22 protein-coding genes, 2 tRNA genes and 1 pseudogene are annotated in these 23,188 nt (G+C 71.2%); 12 read left to right on the top strand and 13 right to left on the bottom strand.

The genetic code is table 11. From position 1 onward, the window contains the following. Positions 1-52: 52 nt before the first annotated feature. The 5 genes from ACN28I_RS15970 to ACN28I_RS15950 all read right to left on the bottom strand — a co-directional run bounded on the left by ACN28I_RS15970 (position 53) and on the right by ACN28I_RS15950 (position 5,485). A complete protein-coding gene (locus ACN28I_RS15970; protein ID WP_420942877.1) occupies positions 53-691 on the bottom strand; it encodes a hypothetical protein in 639 nt (212 codons plus the stop codon). Positions 692-703: 12 nt separating this feature from the next. Then, the gene (locus ACN28I_RS15965) at positions 704-1,435 is read right to left on the bottom strand and encodes a hypothetical protein (protein ID WP_420942876.1); all 732 of its coding nucleotides are present in this window, start codon (positions 1,433-1,435) and stop codon (positions 704-706) included. Between the two features lie 11 nt (positions 1,436-1,446). Further along, positions 1,447-2,055 carry a hypothetical protein gene (locus tag ACN28I_RS15960; RefSeq protein ID WP_420942875.1) on the bottom strand — a complete coding sequence of 203 codons (609 nt, stop codon included), beginning with the start codon at positions 2,053-2,055 and terminating at the stop codon, positions 1,447-1,449. 376 nt (positions 2,056-2,431) lie between these two features. After that, positions 2,432-3,841, bottom strand: a complete 1,410-nt coding sequence (locus ACN28I_RS15955; RefSeq protein ID WP_420942874.1) for a sigma-54-dependent transcriptional regulator — start codon at positions 3,839-3,841, stop codon at positions 2,432-2,434. A gap of 6 nt (positions 3,842-3,847) precedes the next feature. Beyond that, entirely contained in the window at positions 3,848-5,485 is a 1,638-nt protein-coding gene (locus ACN28I_RS15950; protein WP_420942873.1) for a sensor histidine kinase, read from the bottom strand. A gap of 46 nt (positions 5,486-5,531) precedes the next feature. Here ACN28I_RS15950 and ACN28I_RS15945 point away from each other — a divergent pair, with 46 nt between their 5' ends. Then, positions 5,532-6,584 carry a hypothetical protein gene (locus tag ACN28I_RS15945; protein WP_420942872.1) on the top strand — a complete coding sequence of 351 codons (1,053 nt, stop codon included), beginning with the start codon at positions 5,532-5,534 and terminating at the stop codon, positions 6,582-6,584. 11 nt (positions 6,585-6,595) lie between these two features. After that, complete coding sequence (locus ACN28I_RS15940; RefSeq protein WP_420942871.1) at positions 6,596-7,474, top strand: formylglycine-generating enzyme family protein; 879 nt, start codon at positions 6,596-6,598, stop codon at positions 7,472-7,474. 12 nt (positions 7,475-7,486) lie between these two features. Here ACN28I_RS15940 and ACN28I_RS15935 read toward each other — a convergent pair whose 3' ends face one another. Continuing rightward, positions 7,487-7,903 (bottom strand): sensor histidine kinase, encoded by a 417-nt coding sequence (locus ACN28I_RS15935; protein WP_420942870.1) that lies wholly within the window; start codon positions 7,901-7,903, stop codon positions 7,487-7,489. Further along, a complete protein-coding gene (locus ACN28I_RS15930) occupies positions 7,848-9,617 on the bottom strand; it encodes a PAS domain-containing protein (RefSeq protein WP_420942869.1) in 1,770 nt (589 codons plus the stop codon). Before ACN28I_RS15930 ends, ACN28I_RS15935 begins: the two co-directional genes overlap by 56 nt. 889 nt (positions 9,618-10,506) lie before the next feature. Here ACN28I_RS15930 and ACN28I_RS15925 point away from each other — a divergent pair. Further along, positions 10,507-11,073 (top strand): hypothetical protein, encoded by a 567-nt coding sequence (locus ACN28I_RS15925; RefSeq protein WP_420942868.1) that lies wholly within the window; start codon positions 10,507-10,509, stop codon positions 11,071-11,073. A 9-nt stretch (positions 11,074-11,082) separates the two neighbouring features. Here ACN28I_RS15925 and ACN28I_RS15920 read toward each other — a convergent pair whose 3' ends face one another. After that, positions 11,083-14,055 carry a protein kinase domain-containing protein gene (locus ACN28I_RS15920; RefSeq protein ID WP_420942867.1) on the bottom strand — a complete coding sequence of 991 codons (2,973 nt, stop codon included), beginning with the start codon at positions 14,053-14,055 and terminating at the stop codon, positions 11,083-11,085. Positions 14,056-14,061: 6 nt separating this feature from the next. Beyond that, positions 14,062-14,952, bottom strand: coding sequence for a sigma-70 family RNA polymerase sigma factor (locus ACN28I_RS15915; protein WP_420942866.1), 891 nt, complete (start codon positions 14,950-14,952; stop codon positions 14,062-14,064). A gap of 233 nt (positions 14,953-15,185) precedes the next feature. On the opposite strand from ACN28I_RS15915, the pseudogene ACN28I_RS15910 reads away from it, so the two are divergent. From ACN28I_RS15910 to ACN28I_RS15900, 3 genes and pseudogenes are all read left to right on the top strand, one after another. Beyond that, positions 15,186-16,067: pseudogene (locus ACN28I_RS15910) on the top strand (bifunctional transcriptional activator/DNA repair enzyme AdaA); the annotation flags it as partial. Between the two features lie 190 nt (positions 16,068-16,257). Then, entirely contained in the window at positions 16,258-16,644 is a 387-nt protein-coding gene (locus tag ACN28I_RS15905; protein WP_420948648.1) for a DNA-3-methyladenine glycosylase family protein, read from the top strand. Next, the gene (locus tag ACN28I_RS15900; protein WP_420948647.1) at positions 16,641-17,186 is read left to right on the top strand and encodes a methylated-DNA--[protein]-cysteine S-methyltransferase; all 546 of its coding nucleotides are present in this window, start codon (positions 16,641-16,643) and stop codon (positions 17,184-17,186) included. Before ACN28I_RS15905 ends, ACN28I_RS15900 begins: the two co-directional genes overlap by 4 nt. Here the strand turns inward: ACN28I_RS15900 and ACN28I_RS15895 are convergent. Together ACN28I_RS15895 and ACN28I_RS15890 are read right to left on the bottom strand one after the other, a co-directional pair. Further along, positions 17,149-17,859 (bottom strand): rhomboid family intramembrane serine protease, encoded by a 711-nt coding sequence (locus tag ACN28I_RS15895; RefSeq protein WP_420942865.1) that lies wholly within the window; start codon positions 17,857-17,859, stop codon positions 17,149-17,151. The two genes, ACN28I_RS15900 and ACN28I_RS15895, sit on opposite strands and share 38 nt — an antisense overlap. Positions 17,860-18,015: 156 nt before the next feature. Further along, positions 18,016-18,885: a hypothetical protein gene (locus tag ACN28I_RS15890; protein ID WP_420942864.1), complete on the bottom strand. Its 870-nt coding sequence runs from the start codon at positions 18,883-18,885 to the stop codon at positions 18,016-18,018. Positions 18,886-19,018: 133 nt separating this feature from the next. Here ACN28I_RS15890 and ACN28I_RS15885 point away from each other — a divergent pair, with 133 nt between their 5' ends. From ACN28I_RS15885 to ACN28I_RS15875, 3 genes are read left to right on the top strand one after another with little or no spacing between them, the layout of a single operon-like run. Next, positions 19,019-19,450 carry a hypothetical protein gene (locus tag ACN28I_RS15885; RefSeq protein WP_420942863.1) on the top strand — a complete coding sequence of 144 codons (432 nt, stop codon included), beginning with the start codon at positions 19,019-19,021 and terminating at the stop codon, positions 19,448-19,450. A 25-nt stretch (positions 19,451-19,475) separates the two neighbouring features. After that, positions 19,476-19,919, top strand: a complete 444-nt coding sequence (locus ACN28I_RS15880) for a hypothetical protein (RefSeq protein WP_420942862.1) — start codon at positions 19,476-19,478, stop codon at positions 19,917-19,919. Between the two features lie 11 nt (positions 19,920-19,930). Then, positions 19,931-20,368, top strand: coding sequence for a hypothetical protein (locus ACN28I_RS15875; protein WP_420942861.1), 438 nt, complete (start codon positions 19,931-19,933; stop codon positions 20,366-20,368). A gap of 171 nt (positions 20,369-20,539) precedes the next feature. Here the strand turns inward: ACN28I_RS15875 and ACN28I_RS15870 are convergent. Both ACN28I_RS15870 and ACN28I_RS15865 read right to left on the bottom strand, forming a co-directional pair. Continuing rightward, positions 20,540-20,616: transfer RNA gene (locus ACN28I_RS15870), tRNA-Asp, on the bottom strand. Positions 20,617-20,652: 36 nt separating this feature from the next. After that, a tRNA-Val gene (locus tag ACN28I_RS15865) sits at positions 20,653-20,724 on the bottom strand. A gap of 191 nt (positions 20,725-20,915) precedes the next feature. Between ACN28I_RS15865 and hemE the strand changes: the two genes are divergently transcribed. From hemE to ACN28I_RS15850, 3 genes are all read left to right on the top strand, one after another. Further along, positions 20,916-21,953, top strand: a complete 1,038-nt coding sequence (gene hemE / locus ACN28I_RS15860; protein WP_420942860.1) for a uroporphyrinogen decarboxylase — start codon at positions 20,916-20,918, stop codon at positions 21,951-21,953. 84 nt (positions 21,954-22,037) lie between these two features. Continuing rightward, positions 22,038-22,601 (top strand): hypothetical protein, encoded by a 564-nt coding sequence (locus ACN28I_RS15855; protein ID WP_420942859.1) that lies wholly within the window; start codon positions 22,038-22,040, stop codon positions 22,599-22,601. Between the two features lie 164 nt (positions 22,602-22,765). Next, entirely contained in the window at positions 22,766-23,167 is a 402-nt protein-coding gene (locus ACN28I_RS15850; protein ID WP_420942858.1) for a hypothetical protein, read from the top strand. Positions 23,168-23,188 lie beyond the last annotated feature (21 nt).

Genomic DNA, 23,188 nt, shown 5'->3' with positions numbered 1-23,188 from the left:
CACAAGTGTCGCGGTGCCCTGGGAACTCGGCGTAGCTGACCCGAGGCGCTGGCTACGCCCGGGCCACCTGGGCCGGTGGCGGCGCCTCGCTCGGGCCAGGCTGGGAGGCTTCGGCGAGCGCCTCGATGCGCAGCAGCAGCTCCTCGATGTGGCCGCGCTCGACGCGGGCGGCGGACGGGTTGCCCAGGCCGGAGAAGCGCAGCAGCGTGAGCTGGGCCGTCAGCTCCTCGACGAGCCCGATGCTGTGCTCCAGCTCGGCCGCGGCGTGCTCGTACAGCCGGGTGAGCCGCTCCTTCACGCTCGCGGGGGCATTGGCCAGCGCCGCCTCCATCTCCAGCAGCCGCTTCTCCTGCGCCCGCAGGCGCCCGATGAACCCGTCCAGCAGCCGGTGCTCGCGCGCCTGTTCCGCCGCCCACGAGTTCTCCACCGCCGCCTGCCTCCAGCACTCCTCGAGCCGTCCCGTCACCTCCTCCAGCCGCCGGGCCCGCTCGCTCCGGGCGCCACGCTCCGGGCGGAGGGCCGCGTCCCCCGGACCGAGGATCACGGGCAGCAGGAAGGGCCAGAGGACCAGGGCCTGCAGGGCCTGTCCGAGCCGCTCCGCCAGGGGGCTTCCCCGCTTCTGGACGAAGGCGCAGACCGCCGCCACCGCTCCGAGCACCGCATAGGCCGTGAGAATCACGAGTGCCGTCATGGTCCATCCTCCTCAGCCCAGCGCGTTGAAGGCCCAGAAGCCCAGGCCCGACGTGAACGCCACCATCATCCAGGACACCCGCGCGAGAATGCCCACGCGGTACGCGTCCTCGGCGGACAGCACGGCGGTGGCGTCACCCAGCGCGGTGCGGGTGACGGACTCGGCCAACAGACTCAGCAGCCGGTGGATGCGCGCGCCGGCGGCCCAGCCGGACAGGAGGAACGCCGCGGTGAGCAGCAACGGCCCCGCCCACTCGGCATCCAGCCTCCACAGCAGGTAGAGCGGAGGCGCGAGCCCCGCGAGCAGCAGCGAGCCCGTGGCCGCCGAGGCCAGCAGCGCCGCCACCAGCCGGGCGAGGGGCACGCGCGCCGCCACGAGGATGCTCGCCGCGTAGATGGGGCCCAGCGACGCCGCGAGTCCCATCAACACATTCGTCGAGGCCAGTGTGGCGGGCAGGACCCAGGACTCGCCATGGCCGCGCGCGGCGCTCGCGGTGGCGGCGAAGACGCTCGTGCACACGGCGATGACGCCCACCGAGCCGACCACCAGGCCCTGGAGCCGCGAGGCCTCGAGCAGCCGCTCCACGATGGCGGACGGCTCGCGCAGGAGCTCCACGAGGAGTTGCCGTTCGGGCTCGGCGGGGACGGTGGGCTCGGGGAGGGGGGCGCGCTCCTCCACGGACCAGGGCATGAAGGGCGTGAGGGGCTCGGCGGTGAAGGTGACACTCCGGGAGACCGCTTCCATGGGAGACCTCGTCAGGACCAGAAGGTGAGGAAGAAGGCGTGGACGCGCAGGAGGAAGACGGCGCCCAGGAAGAAGGCGAAGGCACGCGACATCCACCAGGCCGCCTTCGAGGAATCGAGCGAGGTGATGACGCGCACGGGCAGGGCCGCGAGGGTGGCGAGCGCGAGGCCGGGGACGAACACCGCGGGGAGGGCGAGGATGAGCGGCGCGTCCTGGGCGATGAGCACGAGGAAGGCCATGAGCGGCATGACACAGGTGGCCACCAGCCCGGCGGCGAGGAGCCCGATGGAGGTAGCGGCGAGCAGGACGCGGGTGGTGAGCCGAAGGCGCAGGTAGATGGCGAAGACGAGGGTGCCGGGGACGACGACGAGCAGGGCCTCGAAGACGGCGCGCAGGGCATCGAGCCTGGGGGCGAGCCGGAGACCTCCGGGGGAGACGAAGCCGGCGGTGGCGGAGGTGGCGGCCACGAGGAAGATGCCGAGCAGCGCGGGGGCGAGGGTGGCGGCGACTGGACGCCGGGCCATGTCGAGCGCTTCGCGAGCGGGCCGGTCCACGGCGCGCAGGAGAGAATTGACCAGGTCCAGGCGGCCCATCGCCGCCCCGGGAGATGCAGAGCCCATGAGGCCTCCTCAGGTGCGCGGAATCGCGCGACCCGGGAATGAGCAAGCCCCATGCCTCGGCCCCGAACCCATCACGCCCAACCTCCCCCGCTCACGCCCAATTTCCCCTCTCCCCTCGGGAGAGGGACGGGGTGAGGGTGCCCGTGCCCGTATTCCTACCCGTGAGCGCCGCCACCATGCCCAGGCCCACCTGGGAGCCGGGAGACAGAGGTATGTAAGGCGTTACACAGGCCTCCCCGGCGCGGCGAGCCCCTCAGCGGCTGCTCTGGATCGAGGGGCTGCCATGCGCCACTCGTAGTCGACTACGAGTGATGTCGGACAATGGCTTACATCGCTCGTAGTCGACTACGAGTGAAGGCCCCAAGCCACCACCCGCTCAGCCGATGTGGAGCTCCTCGCGGATGCCGTGTTCATGGATTTTGTTGAAGAGGGTCTTGTAGCTCACGCCGAGGAGCCGTGCGGCGGCGGTCTTCTGCCCGTCGGAGGCCTGGAGGGCGGCGATGACGGCGGCGCGTTCGGCGCTGGCGACGGCATCGCGCAGGGTCATCACGGTGGGCGCCGGGACCGGAGCCTCCGTGGGAGCCGAAGCTGGAGCGGGGGAGGAAACCCGAGCCGCCTGGGGAGCCCGGAGCGAGTCGGAATCGAAGTGGCCGAGGACGACGGCGCGCTCGACGAAGTTCTCCAGCTCGCGCACGTTGCCGGGCCAGGGGTACGCCGAGGCGCGGCGCAGGGTCTCCGCATCCGGCCGGGGCGCGGTGAGCCCCTTCCTCACCGCGTGCTTCTCCAGGAAGTGCGCGATGAGGCCGGGGATGTCCCGGGCGCGCTCGCGAAGGGGAGGCAGGTGGATGGGAATGACGGCGAGCCGGTAGAGGAGATCCGAGCGGAACTGCCCGCTGGAGGCCATGGCATCCAGATCCCGATGGGTGGCGGAGATGACGCGGAGGTCCACCTTCACCGTCTCTCGTCCGCCGATGCGGGTGATCTCCCGCTCCTGCAGCACGCGGAGGAGGCGGGCCTGGGCCTCCAGGGACATGTCTCCAATCTCATCCAGGAAGAGCGTGCCGCCGTCGGCCGTTTCGATGAGTCCCTTGCGCCGGGAGTGGGCGCCGGTGAAGGCGCCGCGCTCGAAGCCGAACAGCTCGGACTCGAGCAGGGAAGGGGGGAGGGCGGCGCAGTTGACGGAGACGAAGGGTCCATCGAGCCGGGGCGAGGCGGCGTGGATGGCGCGGGCGACGAGCTCCTTGCCGGTGCCGGACTCACCGCGCACGAGCACGGTGGCATCCGAGGCGGCCACACGGGGCAGGAGCGCGGCCACATCCCGCAACCCGCCATCCGCCCCGATGAGCGCGCGGCCCGTCTCCGTGTCCGGAGTGAGCGTGGGGGCGGCCAGCTCCAGCTCCACCAGCCGGCGCCCCGCTTCCAACGCGGCCTCCACGGCGGAGACGAGCCGCTCGTTGGCGAAGGGTTTGACGAGGAAGTCGGCCGCGCCCGCGCGCAGCGCCTGCACCGCGCGCTCCACGGTGCCGAAGGCGGTCATCACGATGACGGGCATGCGCAGCCCCTGCTTGCGCAACCGGTCGAGCAGCACCAGCCCATCCCCATCGCCCAGCTTCACGTCGAGCAGCAGGAGGTCCGGCGCATGCCGCGAGAGGTACGCCTCCGCGGCGGCCACCGAATCGAGCGGAACCACCCGCAGCCCCCGCGCTCCCAGCACGTCCTGGTAGAGCTTCGCGCAGGTTGCGCTCGTCCTCCACGAGGGCCACCTCGGGCCCGTCCACCGCGGCATCCACCGTCATCGCACGTCCTCCCTCGCCGGGCCGGAAGCCGCTGGCGCCACGGGCAGCTCCACGCGGGCCACCGCTCCTGGCCCATCCGGGCGCGGCAGGAGCCCGAGCCTGCCACCGGCGGCTTCGATGGCCGAGCGCGAGATGGCCAGCCCCAGCCCGGTCCCATCCGCCTTCGTCGTGTAGAAGGGCCGGAAGAGCCGCTCGCGATCCACGGCCTCGAGCCCCTTGCCCTCGTCGCGCACCTCGACGACCACGTGGCCCTCCTCACTCCGGGCCACGACCTCGATGCGCCCGGTGTGCGCCTCCTGCATGGCCTCGGCGGCGTTCTTCAACAGATTCAGCAGCACCCCGCGCAGCGTGTCCTCGTCACCCACCGCCCGCAGGTCCGGGTCCAACCGGGACACGAGCGTGGGGAAGCCCGGCTCGCCCTCGGCCACCGCCACCGCCTCCAGGACGATGCGCGACACGTCGAGCGGGCTCGCGCTCTTCTCTCCCCGCGGCGCCCGGCCGAGGCTCAGCAGCTCGGCGACCCGCGCGTCGATGCGATCACTCTCCTCGCGGATGATGCGGACCGCCTTCTCGAAGCGGGCGCGGTGCTCGGCGGAGACCTGCCCGGCCTGTCCGGAGAGCAGCTCGGCGTAACCGCGCACGGCGGCGAGGGGATTCTTGATCTCATGGGCAACCGAGGCGGCCAGCTCCCCGGCGATGGCGAGCCGCTCGGCGCGCTCCAGCCGGCCGCGCAGGGCCGCCGCCTCGGCGCGGGAGGCCGAGAGCTGCTCGGAGAGCCGCACCTGCTTGGGGAAGAGGAGCTGCTCGATGCCCCGGTTGAGCTGCTCGCCCAGGCCGATGAAGAGCAGGGAGGCCAGGAGCGCCACCACCACGGAGACGGAGACCTGGACGAGGTCCACCGGGTAGCCGAGCACCCGGAACACCGCGACGACGGCGCAGGCCACGGCGATGGCGAGCACCGCATGGGTGAGGGCCCGGGAGACCGGAAGCTGCACCGCGACCCGCTCGTGGAGGGTGTAGCTCAGCGTCGCCATCTCGGCGGCGAGCACGATGCACAGGATCATCCCATTGCCGGCGGGAGCCCCCTGGAGCAGCTCGAACACCGTGCGGAGCAGGCAGACGAGGAGCGAGACACCGATGAGCGCCGTCAGATGCCGGGAGAGCCGGCGGATGGAGGCGTTCTCGTGCCGGCACAGCGCGAGGCGGAGCACGCCGAGCAACCCCACTCCGGCGAGTCCCAGCACCTGCGGGAACACCGCCAGGAGCGGCTGGTCGAAAGCCGTGGCCACCCAGGCGGACAGCCCGAGGAGCGCCAGCCCGGCTGGCAGGAGGGCCCAGAGGAGCCGCTGGCGTGCGCGGGAAGGCCCCAGGTCGGCGAGGGCATCGGCGACGAAGCCGGAGACGGACATGAGCGCGGCGAGCCCGACGGCCACGCGGACGGACTCCCGGGCGCGGGGCTCCAGGAGGACGACGAACCACCCGGCGGCGAAGAGGGCGACGCCGGTGGGGCCGCAGGCGAAGAAGAGCTTGCGCCGCTCCCCACGCGCGGAGGCGAGCACGTAGCCTGCCAGCAGGCCGTTGAAGAGCGCCACGATGAGCGCGACGACGGAGGAGGCGAAGAGATGCGCCGACATACGGGCCCCCCGAGCGTACCACGCGCGGCGCGGTATCATGCCCGGGATGCCTGTTCTCGCCCTCGCCGTCCTCCTGGCCACCTCCGCGGCCACCGCCAGTGAGCCGGCCCTCGATGCCTTCGCCCAGCTCCCGGCGGATCCCGCCCCGCCCGCGCTCATCCGCGACAGCCACTACTGGATCTCCAACGAGGACCACCTCGGGCTCTTCCACGAGGCGGTGAAGGACAAGGGCGGCCTCTACCTCGGGGTGGGCTCGGATCAGAACTACCTGCTGGGCGCCTGGGCCCGCGCGGAGCTGCTCGTGCTGATGGACTTCGATCAGTCCATCGTGGATCTCCACCGCGTCTACCGCGTCATCTTCCTCGCGGCGGAGACGCCCGAGGACTTCCTGCGCCTGTGGCGGAGGGAGAACCGTGCGGAGCTGCGCCGCCTCATCGCCGAGGGCTACCCCGACAAGAAGGAGCGGGCCGGTGCGCTCCGGGCGCTCGGCACTGCCCGAGGCGCGGTGGAGCGGCGGCTGAATCGTGTGGTGGAGCAGATGGCGAAGGCGTCGCTGCCCTGCTTCCTGGTGGATGCCGCCGAGTACGCGCACATTCGCCGCCTCTACCAGGAGGACAAGGTCTTCATGGTGCGGGGAGACCTCACCGCCCGGCGCACGGTGAGCGCCATCGGCCGGGCGGCGGCGCGGGCGGGGAAGAAGGTGGGGGTGCTCTACCTCTCGAACGCCGAGCAGTACTTCCCCTATGAGGCGAAGTACCGGAGCAACATCCGCGCGCTGCCGCTGGACGAGCGCAGCGTGGTGGTCCGCACGAGCGGCCAGCGGGGCATCTCGCACGTGAGGGGCACCTACTACCACTACAACACCCAGTCGGGTTCGAGCTTCCTGGCCTGGCTGGCGGACGCGAAGACGCGGGATGTGCGCGGGATGCTCCGGTACGCGCCGGGGGGCGGCGAGGTGTACGGGCTGTCGCGGCTCGACATCGGGCCGGCCGAGGCGCGCGAGGTGATGAAGCAGAAGCTCCTCGCCAAGCGGCAGGTGAAGAGGGGGAAGCGGACGAGGGGCCTGTTCCGGCGGGCGGGGGCCGAGGCCGTGCAATGAGGGGCGGGAGCGTGTGCGCGCTCGTGCTCGGACTGCTGTGGGCGGGGGCTCCGGAGGCGGGGACGCCGTTCCCCGGTGCGCCCGAGGTGCTGCCCTGCCTCGACGCACCCGTGCCGGGTATGGCCTGCATTCCCGGCGGTCCCTTCCCGCGAGGCGTGAACACGGGGAAGCACGCACCGGCCCGGCCCCAGTCAGAGGTCTGGGTGCAGAGCTTCTACATGGACACCCACGAGGTGACGTACGGGGACTACCAGGCCTGCGAGAAGGAGGGCCGGTGCGGGAAGGGCGGGCCGCACTACCGCGACTTCGACCACCCGCGGCAGCCCATCAACGGGGTGAGCTGGTACGACGCGAAGGGCTACTGCGAGGCCCACGGCAAGCACCTGCCCACGGAGGCCGAGTGGGAGAAGGCGGCGCGGGGCACGGATGGGCGGCTCTACCCCTGGGGCAACGAGCCGGCCACCTGCGAGCGCGCGGTCATCCAGGACCGCCGGGGGCGGAGCTGCGGGAAGAAGCAGCGCTCGAAGACGCACGCCGACGTGGGGCGTCCGGAGCCGGTGGGCACGCGGCCTCCCAACCCCTACGGGCTCCACGACATGGCGGGCAACGCGTGGGAGTGGGTGGCGGACTGGTACACGCCCTCGTGGAAGGACTGTGGCGAGGCGTGCCGGGGAGTGGACCCCCAGGGCCCGTGCGAGGGACGCGAGCCCTGCCCGGGCCACACGCGGAAGGTGGTGCGAGGGGGCTCGTGGTTCTGGCCGGCCTCGTACGCGACGACGGTGTACCGGCGGCCCCACGTGCCCGCCAACCGGCCCATCTTCCACCACTTCGGATTCCGCTGCGCCGCGAGCGTCGAGCAGGCGCGGGCACTCGCTGCCCGCCCGCGGTGAGCCGCGCGGCCGTCAGTGGTGGGCGAGGGCGCCGGGCGTACGGGGGAGCCGCACGGTGAAGGTCGTCCCCAGGCCCTGTTCCGAATGGGCGGCCACGGTGCCCCCGTGCGCCTCCACGAGGTGCTTCACGATGTAGAGGCCCAGCCCGATGCTGCGGCTGGCCCGGTCCACCTGCGGCGTGCCGCGCTGGAGCGGCTCGAAGAGGCGGGGGAGGACGTCGAGCGGAATGGGCGGCCCCTCGTTGTGCACCGCCAGCTCCACGGAGTCGCTTTCGGTGCGCAGCTCCACGCGCACGGGCGTGGCCTTGGGGCTGTACTTGAGGGCGTTGGTCACCAGGTTGGACACCACCTGGGCCATGCGGTCCGAGTCCCACTCACCCGTGGCGGCGCCCCGCTGGCTCACCTGGAGGTGGCGCTCCGGCCAGGCCACGCCCACCTCGTCCAGCACCTGGTGGACGAGCTGCCGCAGATCCGTGGGCCGGCGCTCCAGCGAGATGCCTCCGCCCAGGCGGGCCTGGGTGAAGTCGAGCAGGTCGCGGATCATCCGCGCGGCGCGCTCGGCCGAGGAGAGGATGCGGCTGGAGGCCCGGGTGGCGCGCGCGTCGAGCTTCCTCATGCCGGAGCAGGGCGTGGGCCGCCAGGGTGATGGCGTGGATGGGGTTGCGCAGGTCGTGGCTGACGATGCCGATGAGCTGCTGCTCGAACTCCACGCGGCGGCGAAGCTCGGCCTCCTGCTCCTTCTGCCGCGTCACGTCCCGGCTGATGGCCACGCCCGCGATGAGCCGGCCCTCGGGGTCTCTCACCGGGCTGGCGCTCACCCGCACCGTGGCGCGGCTCCCGTCCCGGCGCTCCAGCTCCAGCTCCTGGTCCGTCACCACCTCGCCCTGGAGCAGCGAGCGCGACAGCGGCCACTCCTCGGGCTGGAGGAGGTGGCCGTCCGGGTGGAAGCCGCGGAACTCGGAGTACTCTGCCACACCGCTGGCGTGGTGCATGGGGCCACGCACCAGCTCTTCCTGCTGGTGGTTGAAGAACGCCAGCCGGCCCGAGGGCTCGGAGATGATGACGCCCGCGGGCATCTGCTGGAGCACCGCGTCCAGCAGCCGCTGCTTGGCCTCCAGCTCGGCCGCGTACCGCGCGGTGTCGACGGACGAGGCCAGGTGCCCGGTGGCCTGCTCGAAGAAGCTCCGGTAGGCCTCGTCCAGCGCGAGGCGCGGGGACACGCCCGCCACCAGCACCCCGTAGGGCGCCTTCTGTCCCGGCTGGGCAATGGGGAGCAACACCGCCGTGTGCGGCGGCTCGTCCCACGGTCCTCCCGGCAGGTCTCCGAAGCGCGCACGCACGTCGGTGACCACCTCCAGGCGCCCGGTGGCCGCCACGCGCGCCAGGGGCCAGCGGCTGGCGTCCACCTCCCCGTCCATCCCCGCGCTCGCCACCAGGGTGGCCTGGGCGCGCTGCTCGTCCCACTGGTACATCAGCGCGAACGGCACGTCCGCCGGGTTGGCCGACAGCGTCCGCGCGGCCTGACGGCACGCCTCCTCCGGAGACCGGGCCTCGCGGATGTGCCCGGCGAGCTGCCGCAGGGTGTACAGCCGCCGCTCGCCGATGACGCGCTCGGTGGTGAAGTTCACCGCGGTGAAGACACCTTCCACCCGGCCCGTCTCCAGGCCGATGGGGCTATAGGAGAAGGTGCGGTAGGTCTCCTCCAGGAAGCCGGCCCGGTCGATGAGGAGCATCAGATCATCCGCCCACGTGGCCTGGCCCGTGGCGAAGACGCCTTCCAGCATGGGGCTGATGACGTGCCAGATCTCCGCCCAGGCCTCGCGGCCCGGCCGGCCCAGGGCCAGCTCCGGGTGCTTGCGTCCGAAGTAGGGGATGAAGGCGTCGTTGTAGAGGACGAGCAGCTCCGGCCCGGCGTAGAGGAGGATGGGGAAGCGCGAGTTGAGGCAGATGCTCACCGCGCTGCGCAGCGACTGGGACCAGCCCTCCACGGGCCCGAGGGACGTGGCCGGCCAATCGAAGGCGCGCATGTGCGCGCCCATCTCTCCACCGCCCGTGAAGACGTCATCCGCGTCTCGGGGCAGGAGGGCAGGGGCCTTGTGGTACTCGGCTCGGATGGAGAGGGTCCCGTCGATGTGCTCGCTCATTCAGGTGTCGTGGAGTTCCTTCGCTTCCGGACGGAAGCCAACGCATTCGAAGCACCGGAGATTCTCTCTCGTGGGTCTCCCTGGCGGGCGGTCCACGGGGCTCCCCGGGCAGCCTGGCCAGGGACCTGGCTGGCAGCCACCGGGCCCCCTGCCACCCCCCGGCACACGGCCTTTCGAGCGCCCGCCAGGCAGAGTCGCCCTCACACAACCCCACAGGTCGTTCCATTCCGGAGAATGTCTCCAGTAACCTCCGCGCACCTTCGCACCACTTCCCAGGGCTTTTGAGTGTCCTCCATGTCTGACCGTGATCCGCCCCAGCAGGGCCCTTCGGAGAGAAGGCGCCCCCCCCTGTTCTCCCAGGGGGACACCGAGTATCTGCGCCTGCGGAAGCTGGCGAATGGGCCGGACGAGCTGAAGCGCTTCCTGTGCCTGCCTCGCACCGGGGGCCGGGAAGGGCCGCTGGTGGAAGTCGCGGTGCTGGAGCCGCAGGCGCATTGGAAGCGCCTCGCGCGCCTCGAGGATGCGGCGGCGTTGGGCGCGCTGTTGTCACACCCGGCGATTCCCCGCACCCACGGACTGTTCCGGCACGAGGACTCCCACTACCTGGTGACGGAGTACGTGTCCGGCATCAGCGTGAACATGGCCGGGCATTACGGCTGCGTGCGCCAGCGGAACCTGTCCGAGTCCTTCATGCTCTACGTCGCCTCCGAGGTGGCGGGCGTGTTGTCCTACGTGCATGGGCTCACGGACGCGGCGGGGCGGCCGCTGGGCGTCCTCCATCGCAGTGTGGACCCCTACAACATCATCGTGAGGCACGATGGCGCGGTGATGCTGGCGAACTTCATGTCGGCCTGCTCGCGGCTGCCCGGACGCGAGCCGGTCCCCCCGTATGTCCTCCGGGGAGAAGCTCGACTTCGCCGCCCCGGAGCGCCTGTTCCCCATGCCGGAGGGGGAGGTGGATGCCCGCGCGGATCTCTTCTCGTTGGGCCTGGTGATGCTGGAGATGACGACGGGCCAGCAGCTCTATGGCACGGACGAGGTGGAGCAGGCCGCCGCGGCGCTTCCTCCGGGCCACCCGGGTGGCGAGGGGGAGGAGCGCTGGGTGTCCGAGCTGCGAAGCTGGACGTCGGTGGAGGAGATGGCCCGGCGTGCCGCGGCCTTCCGTCCCGAGCACATCGAGCACCTGATGCGGAACGTGTCCGAGCCCATGCGGCGCATCCTCCACAAGCTGCTGCGCCGCCATCCCTCGGAGCGCTATGCCACCGCCGCCGCGTTGAAGACCGACCTGGAGGCGTGTCTCGGCGCGTCGGGCAGGCCCTACGGGGGCAAGGAGGCGCTCGAGGAGCTGCGGGAGGCCCGGGACGAGGCGGAGTCGGACAAAGGGCCCATCGAGCTCATCCCCTCCGACGAGGCCGAGCGGAGGGCGGGAGAGCGGCACCCGTGGACGAGTCACTGACGGGCGGCGTCAGCGGCTGGGGGCGATGACGGGCGGGCGCTCGGCGAGCCACCGCTCCAGGGTCTCCTGGAGCTTCCGCGCCCAGGGGGCGCGCTCGTGCTCGAGCAGGCCGAGCGCCTCGGTGATGAGCTGCCGGGCGCGGAGCCGGTCCTCGCCGGAGTCCCACAGGGCGCGGGCGAGGCGGAAGCGGATGTGGACCCGGTGCAGCTGGACGGCATGGGGGGACTTCTCGATGAAGGCCAGCGCGCGCTCCAGGGGGGCGATGGCCTCGCGGGGCCGTTTCGCCAACAGGTAGGCGTTGCCCAGGTTCATCAACAGCTCCGCCCGGGCGTTGTGGAAGTCGATGGGCTGGGCGCTGTGGATGGTGGCGGCGCGCTCGAAGTAGGGCAGGGACGCCTCGGCCCGGCCCTGCTGCTGCAACGCGTTCCCCAGCCCATGCAGCGGGGAGCAGAGCGTCACGTGCTCGGGGCCCCGTTTCGCCTCCAGTTGCGCGATGGCCTCGCGGAAGTGGTGCTCCGCCTCCGACAGGCGGCCCAGGCTCATCTCGACTTGCGCAAGGTTGCTGGTGAAGATGGCCGCGCTGGTGCCGTCGGGGCCCTCGGCGGTCTGGATGATGCGCAGCGCGCGCAGCATCAGCGGCATGGCCTCGTTCGCATCCTCCCTCGAGCCATAGAGCAGGTGCATCGCGTAGTCGTTGAGCGCGTAGGCCACCATGGGGTGGTCGGGGCCCAGGGCCTGCTCGAGCACCTGCAGCGCCTGCCGGGTGAGCCGCCTGCCCTCCGCCACCTCGCGCTTCACCCACGAGGCGGTCGAGAGCGCGAGCAGCGCCTGTCCGGAGTCCGGGTGGGCGGCGCCCAGCTCCCGCTCGCGCAGGGCCAGGGCGCGCCGCACGTGGACGAGCCCCTCGTCCACCTGGCTCTGGGTGATCAGCGAGGTGCCCAGCTCCACGAGGACGTCCGCCACCTCCAGGGACTCGGGCCCCTGGTGCTTCTCCAGCAACGCCAGGGCCTGCTGTTGCCGCTCGGCGGCCTCCGCGTAGCGGCCCTCGATGGCCAGCACCCGGCCCACGTTGTTGAGCAACCGGGCGCGCAGCACCTCATCACTCCCCATGCGGGTGAGGGCCGCGTCCGCGCGCTCCTGCCACAGGTGCGCCAGCTCGTACTTCTCCAGCCGCTCGCCGGTGATGCGCACCGCCAGGGTGGAGGCCCGCACGGCCACCGCGTCGTGGCGGCTGGCCTCGGCGGCCCAGACGGCCTCCTGGATGAGCTTCTCCGCGCCGCGGTAGTCCCCCGCCTGATCTCGCAGCTCCGCCACGAGCAGGAGGGCCTCCGCGCTGCCGTACCGGTCTCCGGCGGCGCGGGCCTCCTCGGCCACGGGGAGCACCCGGGCCGCTCCCTCCGCGTACCGGCCCGCCACGCCGAGCATGCGTCCCTCCATCAGCGCCGCGTGCAAGGCCTCGGTGCGCGCGTGCGCGGCGGCGTCTTCCGGCGTGGGCCCCGCGGCCTCGAGCACCGCGAGGTCGGAGCACCCGGCCAGGGGGGAGAGCTGCTCGGCGGTGCGCGGGGCGTGCTGCACCACGCGGGTGTCCGCCTGGGCGAAGAGGCGCGTCAGCGCGGCCACCTCGGCCAGCCGCTGGTCCAGGCAGCGCATGCGCCGGCCCAGCAGCTCCTCGGACTGTTCGCCGCGCATGCGGGTGGCCTCGCAGGCGGAGGTGTGCAGGGAAGCCCAGGCGGCGGTGTACGCGTCCAGCGTGCGCTGCGTGCTCTTCCAGGCCTCCAGGGCGAAGGGCCGGCCGGTGGCGAGGAAGGCCGTCTCCGCCGACTGCTTCTGCTCCGGGCCCCAGATGCCGGCCACCTTCTCTGCCGCGCCCTCGCAGGCCCGGGCCGCGCGCGTGTGCACCGCGTGGGTGACGCCCACCGAGAGCAACAGCGCCAGCGCTCCGCCGAGCTGGGGCCACCACCGCCGCCGCTTCGCCGGCTCTCCCTGGAGCGTGGTGAGCAGGGCCTCCATCGAGGGATGGCGCGCGGTGGGGTCCACCTCCAGTCCGCGCACCACCAGCCGGTGCAGCCACGGAGGCACGTCCGTCCCCTTCGGCACGGGGCGCACCCGGCCCGCGCGCATCTCCGCCACCAGCGTCCGCTCGGTGTCGCCCACGAAGGGGCGCTCGCCGTACAGGGCCTCGTACAGGGTGATGCAGAAGGAGAACTGGTCGCAGCGCGCGTCGGCGTGGCCGCCCGGGCCGAATTGCTCGGGCGCCATGTAGGCCGGGGTTCCGCCCACCGGTTTGAGGGCGTCCCCGGGCGCGGTGCGGCGGGCGAGGCCGAAGTCGGTGACGCGCACGCGTCCGCCCACCAGGAGGTTCTCCGGTTTGAAGTCCCCATGGACGAGCCCCGCGGCGTGCGCGGCGGCCAGGCCCTTGCCCGCGTCCACGAAGACGTCGCGCACCTCGCGCCAGGAGCGCGGCGCGGCGCGCATCCACTGGCGCAGCGTCTGGGCCTCCACGTACTCCATGGCGAGGAAGACCTGCTCGCCAAAGGTGCCCACGTCGAAGACGGAGACCACGTGCGGGTGGGAGACGCGGGCCATGGCCTGGGCCTCGCGCAGCAGGTGGGCCCGGCCCTCCTCGGCGTCCAGGCCGAGCGCCGCGACGCGCAGCAGCTTGAGGGCCACGCGGCGGTCCAGCTCGGGGTCATAGGCCGAATAGACGACGCCCATGCCGCCCGCGCCGAGCCGCTCCAGCACGAGGTAGCGCCCCACCGGAGTCCCACGTGGCAGCACGGCCTCCACGGAGGCGGCGGGAGCGGGGGACTGGAGGGTGGCGGGCTCGGCGAGGCCCGTGGGCGTCCGGGCGCGGAAGGCCTCCGCCACGAGCCGGCGGCAGGTGGGGCACGCGTCCAGGTGCCGGTCCACCTCCGCGGCACGCTCGGGCGGCAGGCCGCCGAGCATCAACTCCATGAAGGTGGATTCGTCGAGGCAGGCCATGGGGCTTCAGTCGATGCGCGAGCGCAGCAGCCGGCTGAGGCTCACGTCGAGCTGGCTGGAGATGAGGCGTAGCACGCTGTCGAGTTGGGAGCCGGTGAGGCGCAGGCGCTCGGTGAGCAGGCGTCGCGTCTCCTCGAGGAGCGCTTGCTGGGCGGCCACCACCCACCGGGCGGCGGTGGCGCGGTGCACGCCGTAGAGGGCGCCGAGCTGATCGATGCTCAGGCCATCCAGGTACTTGAGGCGCAGGGTGTTGCGCTCGCGGGGCGAGAGGTTGGCGAGCGCCTGGGTGAAGGCGGCGTTGAACTCGGCGCGGTAGGTCGTCTTGAGGTAGACGAGCTCGGGGTCATCGCCGGGGTCCACGAGGAGGGAGAGGGTGCTGTCCTCCATCGACACGTCCTGGTTGGAGCGCTGGCGCTGCATGTCGAGGGCGATCCACAGGGCGGCGGCGCGCACCCAGCCGGAGAGGGGGCCGGTGCCGGGGTAGGCGGCGAGCCGGGCGGGGGTGTCGGGGCCGGGGACGAGCATCTTCTGGCGCACGAGCTGGCGCACCTCGTCCACGGAGGAGGGGGGCAGCTTGAGGCGGGCCACGGCCACGTGCACCTCGGGGAGGACGCGGGCCTCGAAGGCGGCATGGGCCAGGGGGAGTCCTTCCGCGCACGCGCAGGCGAGGTACAAATCCGGCAGGTGCAGCCGCTCCAGGGCCTCGGCGGGGCTGTCGGCGGGCAGGTGCCGGGCGATGTGGGCGGCGAAGCGCGCACCGTCCAGCGCCACATCGGGCCAGGCGGCGCGGGCCGTGCTCAGCCCTCGGCCGAGCCGCTCCTCCAACGTGGCCAGCGGTTCCCCTACGAGAGAGCCCTCACGGGCGGAGACGAAGGCTTGAGCGAGGCCCGGTGTCACCGGGGATTCCTCCTGAGAGTGGGGCGGGCTGCGACGGACGGGGGACGATAACACCCTTGCCCGGCTCTCAGGTTTTCCGGTGCCCATCCGGCAACCATCGGTTCCCCGGCGCGTTGCAAGGTTGTTGCAAGACTACAGTGGGGACAGGGAAGCGGGGGCGGTGACCCGATTTTCGCGGTCAGGTCCGAAAACGGCCAGACAGGGGTGTGCGGCCACGCTACGAAAGCCCCGTGATGCGGACGCTGGAGACCGAAACCTGTTACCGGGCGCTGACCGCGCGAGACCGGCGCTTCGATGGGCTGTTCTTCGTCGGGGTGTCGACGACGGGCATCTACTGCCGGCCGGTGTGCACGGCGAAGACGCCCCGCCAGGAGCGCTGTGCCTTCTACCGCACGGCGGCCGAGGCCGAGCACGCGGGCTTCCGGGCCTGTCTGCTGTGCCGCCCCGAGCTGGCTCCGGGCAGCGCGCCGGTGGATTCCGTCCCGAGGCTGGTGGCGGCCGCGGTCGCGCGCATCGAGGGAGGGTGTCTCAACGAGTCGTCCTTGGAAGAGCTGGCGGGGGAGCTGGGCGTCACCAGCCGGCACCTGCGCCGGGCGATGGAGGCGGAGCTCGGCGTGTCGCCGGTCGAGCTGGCGCAGTCGAAGCGGCTCGCGCTGGCGAAGCAACTGCTCCAGGACACCGCGCTCCCGTTGGCCGAGGTCGCCTTCGCGAGCGGCTTCCAGAGCGTCCGGCGCTTCAACGCGCTCTTCCAGGAGCGCTTCGGCAGGCCTCCCTCGGCGCTGCGGCGCGCGAGTGACGAGGCGGTGGGCTCGCGCTCGCTCGTGCTCCGGTTGGACTACCGCCCGCCGCTCGATTGGGAGCAGCTCCTGCTCTACCTCCGGGGACGCGCCATTCCGGGGGTGGAGCACGCGGGGGAAGCCGAGTACCGGCGCACGGTGCGGCTGGGCGGCAAGACGGGCTGGCTCTCCGTCCGGAAGGATCCGAAGCGTCCCGCGCTCCTGGCCGAGGTCTCGCTGTCATTGGCGGGCGTGCTGATGCAGGTGTCGGCGCGGCTGCGGGCGCTCTTCGATCTGGATGCGCGGCCGGAGGTCATCACGGAGTGCCTCGGACGCGACGCGCTCCTGGCGAAGCTCGTCCAGGCGCACCCGGGGCTGCGCGTGTTGGGGGCGTTCGATCCCTTCGAGCTGACGGTGCGCGCCATCCTCGGGCAGCAGGTCACCGTCCGCGCGGCGACGACGCTGAGCGGGAGACTCGTGGCGCGTTTCGGCGAACCCGTGGACGGTCCGCACGCGGAGCTTCTCCCGGCTGTTCCCGCTGCCGGAGACGCTGGCGGCGGCGTCGGAGGACGACGTGGCGTCGCTGGGACTTCCCGGGGCACGGGCGAGGAGCCTGTTGGCGGTGGCGCGGGCGGTGGCGGAGGGCTCGGTGCGGCTGGACCGGCACGCGGATGTGGACGGGACGATGGCGGCGCTCGAGGCGCTGCCGGGCATCGGGGCCTGGACGGCGCACTACGTGGCCATGAGGGCCCTGCGCTGGCCCGATGCCTTCCCCGCGAGCGATCTCGGGATTCGCAAGGCGCTCGGCGGCGTGACGGCGAAGGAGGCCGGCGCGCGGGCCGAGGCCTGGCGGCCCTGGCGGTCCTACGCGGCGGTACACCTCTGGACTTCTCTCTCGGAAGGAGCAGGCGGATGAAGCTGTACACCACGACCTCGAAGAGCCCCGTGGGGCCCCTCCGGTTGTACGCGAACGAAGGGGCGCTCACCGCCATCTACCTGGAGAACCACAAGCGGGCACCCGTGCTCGTGGCCAGCGAGGGAGACGGCCACCCGGTGCTACGGGAGGCACAGCGCCAGTTGGAGGAGTACTTCGCGGGCGGGCGCGTGTCCTTCGACCTTCCGCTCGAGCCGGTGGGGACGCCCTTCCAGCACATGGTGTGGAAGGCCCTCCGGGAGATTCCGTTGGGCGTCACCTGGTCCTATGCGGGCCTCGCGCGCCACATCGGCCGGGAGGGGGCGTCGCGGGCGGTGGGGTCCGCGAACGCGAGGAATCCCCTCTCCATCGTCGTCCCCTGTCACCGGGTGGTGGGCACCAGCGGGAAGCTCACCGGGTACGCGGGGGGCGTGCCCACGAAGCAGTGGCTGCTGGAGCACGAGCAGCGGATGCGTGGCCACTCGCCGTCAGCCGGCTTCGACGCCCTCAGCTCAGACCGCCGAAGCGCTCCGGGTGCGCCGTGAGGTAGGCCACCGCCGCGGCGAGGGCGAGCAGAAAGGGCGCGGTGCTCGCGAAGACGCGGGGCCCGGCGCGAAGGGTGAAGCCCACGGGCACGCCGAAGAGGAAGCCGCCGAGGTGCCCGGCCCAGCTCACCCCGGGCAGCAGGCTGAGCACCGCCACCTGGGCCAGCCAGACGAGGAGGCTCCTGCGGGACTCCTGCGTGGCGGTGACGATCATCGCCCCCGCCCAGCCCAGAATCATCCCCGAGGCCCCCACGGTGGGCACGTCGAAGTTGAAGAAGAGGGCGAAGGCCGAGGAGCCGAGCGCGGCCATGAGGGAGAGCACCAGGAAGCGCCCGCTGCCGATGCTCCGCTCCAAGGGGAGGCCGATGGAGTAGCCCACCCACATGTTGAAGGCCAGGTGGAGGGGGCTTCCGTGCGAGAAGACGCAGCTCAGCACCCGCCAGTATTCCCCGGTCTGGACGAGCGGTCCGAAGAGGGCAATCCGCTGGAAGACGGGCCCGAGCGCTCCCGGGCTGGCCGCGGAGCGGGCGAGCAGGAAATCGAGGAGGTAGAGCGCCACCGAGCCCCCGATGATGGCCGCGCACACCGGAGGCCACGGCTGGCGCACCGGAGGAGGAGGGGCTCGCTCGGGCTCCGCCTGGTACGGACCTTGGGGGATGTCTTCGCGGTTCATCCAGGGGGAGGGTGGGCACCTCGCGGAGGTTGCGCAACCCAACCCCTCCCTGGGGCGTTCCCACGAAACAGTGGCGCCGGATTGTCCCTCGGGTGCGCCCACTCCAGGCTGTGCGTCATGCCCCAGCCCGGGCGGGCACCCCGCCCTTCACGCTTTTTACTGCCAGATGTTCCAGCGGATCATGCCCTGGAGCACGTTCTCCGCCTTGCCCGGGATGAGGTAGCGGTTGAAGGCGATCTGGTACTCGAGGCCCGCGTACAGCTTGCCCGGGGTGAAGGTGAGGACCTTGCCGAAGTCCCACAGGAGCTGGGGCTGGGCGAGGAAGAAGCGATTGCCCCGGGCGAGGTCGAAGGGGCCGGGGTTGCGGTGCACGCCCTCACCGAAGAGGCCCCACTGGAAGAAGCCGAGGAACTTGAAGTCCTGGCTGCCCAGCGAGAAGGACTTCTGCCAGGCGGCGCCGAGCTGGAAGTCCACGCCGCGGAACACGTAGTCGTCGCGGATGACCGTGGTGACCGTCACGAAGTCCAGGAACGGTACCGCGAAGTCCCACTGCAGGCCGTAGTAGTTCAGCATGCCGAACTTGGAGACGTGCTCCGCCTCGTACTTGAAGGAGACGTTGGAGAGCGGACCCCAATCGAGCTTCCGGTTGAGGAGCTTCTCGCCGAGGAACTTGCCCGACAGCGTCACCGTGATGCCGCCGAAGAAACCACCCTTCTCGTTGACGCTCGCGACGTCGGCCAGGGCGCTGTTGAAGGGGCCGGTGATGTCGTAATACAGGAACATCGTCCCGAACTCCCACGCCTGGAAGGCCTTGATGCTCAGCGTGTTGCGGGCGCCCCCTCCGTTGAAGTCCTCGTTGAAGCAGTCCACCGCGCCCCGGTAGCGGCCGCTGACGGGGTTGAGGTTGCTCTCATTGCCGGTGAGGCAGGGCGCGTGCAGGAGCTCGAACCACACTTGGGCGGAGGCGCTGGACGAGGACAGCAGGGCGGCGAGCAGGGTGATGAGGATCAGTGGTCTGCGAGTCATGGGGGGTCCCCTCGGGTGCGCGCGCGTTCTGAATGCTGGGAGCCGCGCAGTCAAGCTGCGAAAAAGAGTTTGCCCTGGCGAGCCATCCGCGCCGATGTTCCGCGTTCGCGTGGACGAGGGAGGGCAAGATCGCATGCGTGGGACGTTCGGACTCCTGATGGTGATGGTGCTGGCGGGCTGCACTTCGGTGAACGTGGCCCGGGTCCCGTCCATGGGCGACAGACGGGATGTCTTCGTCTCCACGGGGGACGTGAAGGGCCCCTACCAGAGCCTCGGCGTGGTGCAGACCACGCGGCGCGGGGTGCTGCTGTTCGGCTTCGCGGACCCCGCGGGGACGGACCTGGAGGCCGGGCTGCGCGAGTCGCTCATCCCCGAGGTCCGGCGCCTGGGTGGGGACGGCATCATGAACGTGCGCTTCCAGCAGACTCAGTACACGATTCCCACCCGCATCCTCTTCGCCCTGCTTTTCATCATCCCGCTGCCGAGCGAGGTCACCCTCACCGGCGAGGTGGTGAAGCTCGGTCCGGGCGCCGCGCCGCCGTCGGCGGGTACCTCGTCGCGTTGAAACCGCTCTGCTCCTGGAGAACCCGGTGAAACTCCCGCTGCTGCTCCCCCTGCTGCTGTGCGTCGGCTGCACCGCCGTGTCGCGCGGCTCGAAGCTGTCGGACCGTCCGCCTGATGGTGGGCGTGGCCTCTACCTCAGCACCGGCGGCTCGCCACGGCCCTACCGCACCCTCGGCTTCGCCCAGGTGCTGGGCTACGGCGTCACCGTCGCGGGCTACTCGGACATGGGGGATGCCGCCATCGACGGTGCCATCAAGAAGTCGCTCGTGGACACGGCCCTGCGGATGGGCGGCGATGGCGTCATCAACATCGAGTTCGAGGACGAGAATCCGCCCACCGGCGTGGAGCGCGCGGCGGAGCTGTCCGAGTCCATCTCCAACGTGGCGAGCGGCCGCGGCGGCGTGAAGATGCGCGACCGCAACGTGCTCGTCACCGGCGAAGTCATCCAGTTCATCTCCTCCCAACCGTGAGACTTCCTTCCATGCGTCTCCTCGTCGCGCTCGCGCTCGTGGCGCTCACCGGCTGCACCGTCATCAACACCGCCTCCGTCCCGTCCGACCGCAGCGGCAGGGACGTCTTCGTGACGGCGGGCGACATCCCCGAGCCCTATGAAACGCTCGGCATGGTCCAGGCCACGCGCTCGGGCGTGCTGCTCTTCGGCTTCGTGGACGTGATTGGCACGGACCTGAATGCCGGCTTCAAGGAAGTGCTCATCCCCCAGGTGCGGGAGATGGGGGGAGATGGGGCCATCAACGTCCGCTTCCGCCAGACGCAGTACCTGCCGGTGACGAAGGTGTTCGGCGCCATCCTCTTCTTCATCCCGCTGCCCAGCAGCGTGACGGTGACGGCCGAGGTGGTGAAGCTGCAGCGCCGCGCGGACCGGCCTGCCGGTGACGCGGCGCCCGTGGTCTCCCGCTGAGACTGCCGGCGCCTGCCGAGAGCCCGGGGGCGCTGTCATCTCGTCTGCCATGACCGGGAGCTCGTGCGAGCTCCAGTCTTGGAGACGGGTGAGCGTGCTGCGGCCGGAGGAAGGGCAGGTGGGCCAGAAAAGGCGAAGGGCCCGGAACCTTGCGATTCCGGGCCCTTCTATTGGCGAGGAGTACGGGACTTGAACCCGTGGCCTCCGGCGTGACAGGCCGGCGTTCTAACCAACTGAACTAACTCCCCACGACACCGCTGTGCTGCTCTACCACTCTTACTGCTTGGGCGGAACAGGGATTGAACCTGTGACCCTCGCCTTGTAAGGGCGACGCTCTACCGCTGAGCTATCCGCCCCTCGCTTGCGTCACCGCGTTGCGACGGGGCGGGCTTGTATCGGCCACGCCCGTCACTGTCAAGCATACGTTTTGGACGGACGGATCATTCCGGACCGCCCTGACACGAGCGTTGACCCTGGCGATGGCACCTGACAACCCTCGCCCCCGCCCACTCCTCAGGGAAGAGGGGGCAGACACGGAGCCCACCCCTTGAACGATCGCCTCCTGCGAGCCGCCCGCCGCCAGCCCACCGACACCACGCCGGTGTGGCTCATGCGCCAGGCCGGCCGCTACCTCCCCGAGTACCGAGCCATTCGCGGCACCATCGCCTTTCTCGACCTGTGCAAGAACCCGGACCTCGCCGCCGAGGTCACCGTCCAGCCCATCACCCGGCTGGGCGTGGATGCCGCCATCATCTTCTCGGACATCCTCATCCCCGTGGAGGCCATGGGCATCGAGCTGGAGCTCGGGGACAAGGGGCCGCACTTCCCCAACCCCGTGCGCTCCGCCGCCGACATCGAGCGGCTGGGCGTGCCCGACCCCGTCCAGGGCACCGGCTTCGTCGCCGAGGCCATCCGCCGCACCCGCCGCGCGCTCAATGACTCGGTGCCCGTCATCGGCTTCTCCGGCGCGCCCTTCACCCTCGCCGCGTACATGGTCGAGGGCGGCGGCTCCAAGAGCTACATCCAGATCAAGCGGCTCCTCTTCGAGCAGCCGAAGCTCGCCCACACCCTCTTCGAGAAGCTGACGAGCACGCTCATCCCGTACCTGCTGATGCAGGTGGAGGCCGGCGCGAGCATCGTGCAGATCTTCGACTCGTGGGGCGGGGAGCTGTCGCCCTGGGACTACGAGCGCTTCTGCCTGCCGTACCTCACGCGCATGGTGAAGGAGGTGCAGGCCAAGGGCGTGCCCGTCATCGTCTTCGGCACCGGTATGTCCAACCACCTGCCGCTGCTCAAGCGCACCGGCGCGGACGTCATCGGGCAGGACTGGCGCACGCCCATCGACGAGGCCCGGCGCGTGCTCGGGCCCGACGTGGCGGTGCAGGGCAACCTGGATCCGCTCCACCTCTTCCTGCCGCGCGAGGAGCTGGAGCAGCGCGTGGTGGACATCCTCCGCCGCGCCGGGTCCGTGGGGCACATCTTCAACCTGGGCCACGGCATCCTCCCGCCCACGGATCCGGACGCCGCGAAGTTCATGGTGGACGCCGTGCACAAGCACGGTGCCGCGCTCCGCCAGGGCACTTGATGACGTGACCCCGTGAGTCGGCCGGGGATGTCAGGGGCACCCGGTAGGGTGGCGTGAGTGGGGTCGGGGAAGGGGACGGGTGCCGTGACAGATGAGGGCAGGGGCGGCGAGTACCAGCGCAGGGTGCTCGCGCTCGATCATTCAGGGTTGATGGAACTGTGGCAGGGCCTTCGGGCGGGAGTCTCGCCCCCCGAGTGGCCCGCCGGTGTGCTGCTGGAGTACCTGCTCTTGAGGGCCTTCCAACTGGAGGGCGCCGAGGTGACCTGGCCCTACCGGGTCTACCAGGCGAGGGTCCTCCTGGAGCAGATCGATGGAATCATCTATTTCGATGGGGTGTCCTGTCTGGTAGAGTCCAAGGATGTGACCAGAGCGGTAGATGCCATTGCCATCGTCAAGCTGAAGTCGCAGCTCCTGCGCCGTCCGAGAACGACGATTGGGGCGGTGTTCAACACGGGCAGGTTCTCGCCCACTGCGCTGTCGTTGCTGCCGATGCTCCCGCCGCCGGATGTGTTGCTGTGGGAGGAAGATGAGATTGACTTTGCCCTCCAGGGACAACGGCTCCTCGAGGGGATGAGGAGGAAGTTGCGGCACGCGGTGGAGATGGGATTCGCGGATTTGAATCTGGTGAAAGGGAGGAACGCCCGATGAGTGCGGTCATCGTGACCACGGGAGCTGTGGCGGGAGGGCTTTTCGAGCGGATGGTGGCAGGTCATCCCCGTCTGCGAGAGCAGGGCATCCAGGTTGAGACAGCGACGGGCAATGGTTCAGCTTCATCCATTGCGAGAGACATCCTTCTGCTCCAGGGGGAGCCCGTGGCCGTGGTGGGCGATGCGGAGACGCTCACGCTGGATGTGATGGCGGAGCAGCGCGGTTTGATGGAGTACATCGTGGGGGCAGGGGGACCCCTGAGTGAATGGCGGGTCCTGTTGATCGCGCCCGAGGTCGCCACGCTCCTCTTCCGGGACGAGCACCTGCTGCGCTCCCTGTTGCCGGTGGAGCCCTCGTTCGAGCAGCTCATCCGGGGCCGCTACGAGCCCAACCGGGTGCTCGCCGAGCTCTTCGCGCAGGCGGGGGTGCGGCCCTTCCCCGAGGCCCTGCTGCGCCAGCTCGAGCAGGCGGACCTGTCCTCGCTCTGGGCCGCTCCGGAGCTGCGTCCCCTGGAGGAGTTCCTCCTGGAGAAGTCGGCTGCTCAACAGCCGGGCACCGCTCCCTGAGCCGCCCACCGAGGGGCAGAG

The organism is Archangium gephyra (assembly GCF_049060025.1).
In the GTDB taxonomy this organism is placed as follows: Bacteria; Myxococcota; Myxococcia; order Myxococcales; family Myxococcaceae; genus Archangium; species Archangium gephyra_A.
The sequence above is the reverse complement of the archived record's forward strand: the minus strand, read 5'-3'. Positions and strand labels throughout refer to the sequence as shown.

What these genes read in the sequence shown, in the direction of transcription:
- ACN28I_RS15930 (WP_420942869.1), bottom strand. Translation starts at nt 9,617, where the DNA reads ATGAGCGAGCACATCGACGGGACCCTCTCCATCCGAGCCGAGTACCAC.
- ACN28I_RS15920 (WP_420942867.1), bottom strand. Translation starts at nt 14,055, where the DNA reads ATGGCCTGCCTCGACGAATCCACCTTCATGGAGTTGATGCTCGGCGGC.
- ACN28I_RS15885 (WP_420942863.1), top strand. Translation starts at nt 19,019, where the DNA reads ATGCGTGGGACGTTCGGACTCCTGATGGTGATGGTGCTGGCGGGCTGC.
- ACN28I_RS15945 (WP_420942872.1), top strand. Translation starts at nt 5,532, where the DNA reads ATGCCTGTTCTCGCCCTCGCCGTCCTCCTGGCCACCTCCGCGGCCACC.
- ACN28I_RS15970 (WP_420942877.1), bottom strand. Translation starts at nt 691, where the DNA reads ATGACGGCACTCGTGATTCTCACGGCCTATGCGGTGCTCGGAGCGGTG.
- ACN28I_RS15925 (WP_420942868.1), top strand. Translation starts at nt 10,507, where the DNA reads ATGTCCTCCGGGGAGAAGCTCGACTTCGCCGCCCCGGAGCGCCTGTTC.
- ACN28I_RS15890 (WP_420942864.1), bottom strand. Translation starts at nt 18,885, where the DNA reads ATGACTCGCAGACCACTGATCCTCATCACCCTGCTCGCCGCCCTGCTG.
- ACN28I_RS15950 (WP_420942873.1), bottom strand. Translation starts at nt 5,485, where the DNA reads ATGTCGGCGCATCTCTTCGCCTCCTCCGTCGTCGCGCTCATCGTGGCG.
- ACN28I_RS15900 (WP_420948647.1), top strand. Translation starts at nt 16,641, where the DNA reads ATGAAGCTGTACACCACGACCTCGAAGAGCCCCGTGGGGCCCCTCCGG.
- ACN28I_RS15875 (WP_420942861.1), top strand. Translation starts at nt 19,931, where the DNA reads ATGCGTCTCCTCGTCGCGCTCGCGCTCGTGGCGCTCACCGGCTGCACC.
- ACN28I_RS15965 (WP_420942876.1), bottom strand. Translation starts at nt 1,435, where the DNA reads ATGGAAGCGGTCTCCCGGAGTGTCACCTTCACCGCCGAGCCCCTCACG.
- ACN28I_RS15960 (WP_420942875.1), bottom strand. Translation starts at nt 2,055, where the DNA reads ATGGGCTCTGCATCTCCCGGGGCGGCGATGGGCCGCCTGGACCTGGTC.
- ACN28I_RS15895 (WP_420942865.1), bottom strand. Translation starts at nt 17,859, where the DNA reads ATGAACCGCGAAGACATCCCCCAAGGTCCGTACCAGGCGGAGCCCGAG.
- ACN28I_RS15955 (WP_420942874.1), bottom strand. Translation starts at nt 3,841, where the DNA reads ATGCCGCGGTGGACGGGCCCGAGGTGGCCCTCGTGGAGGACGAGCGCA.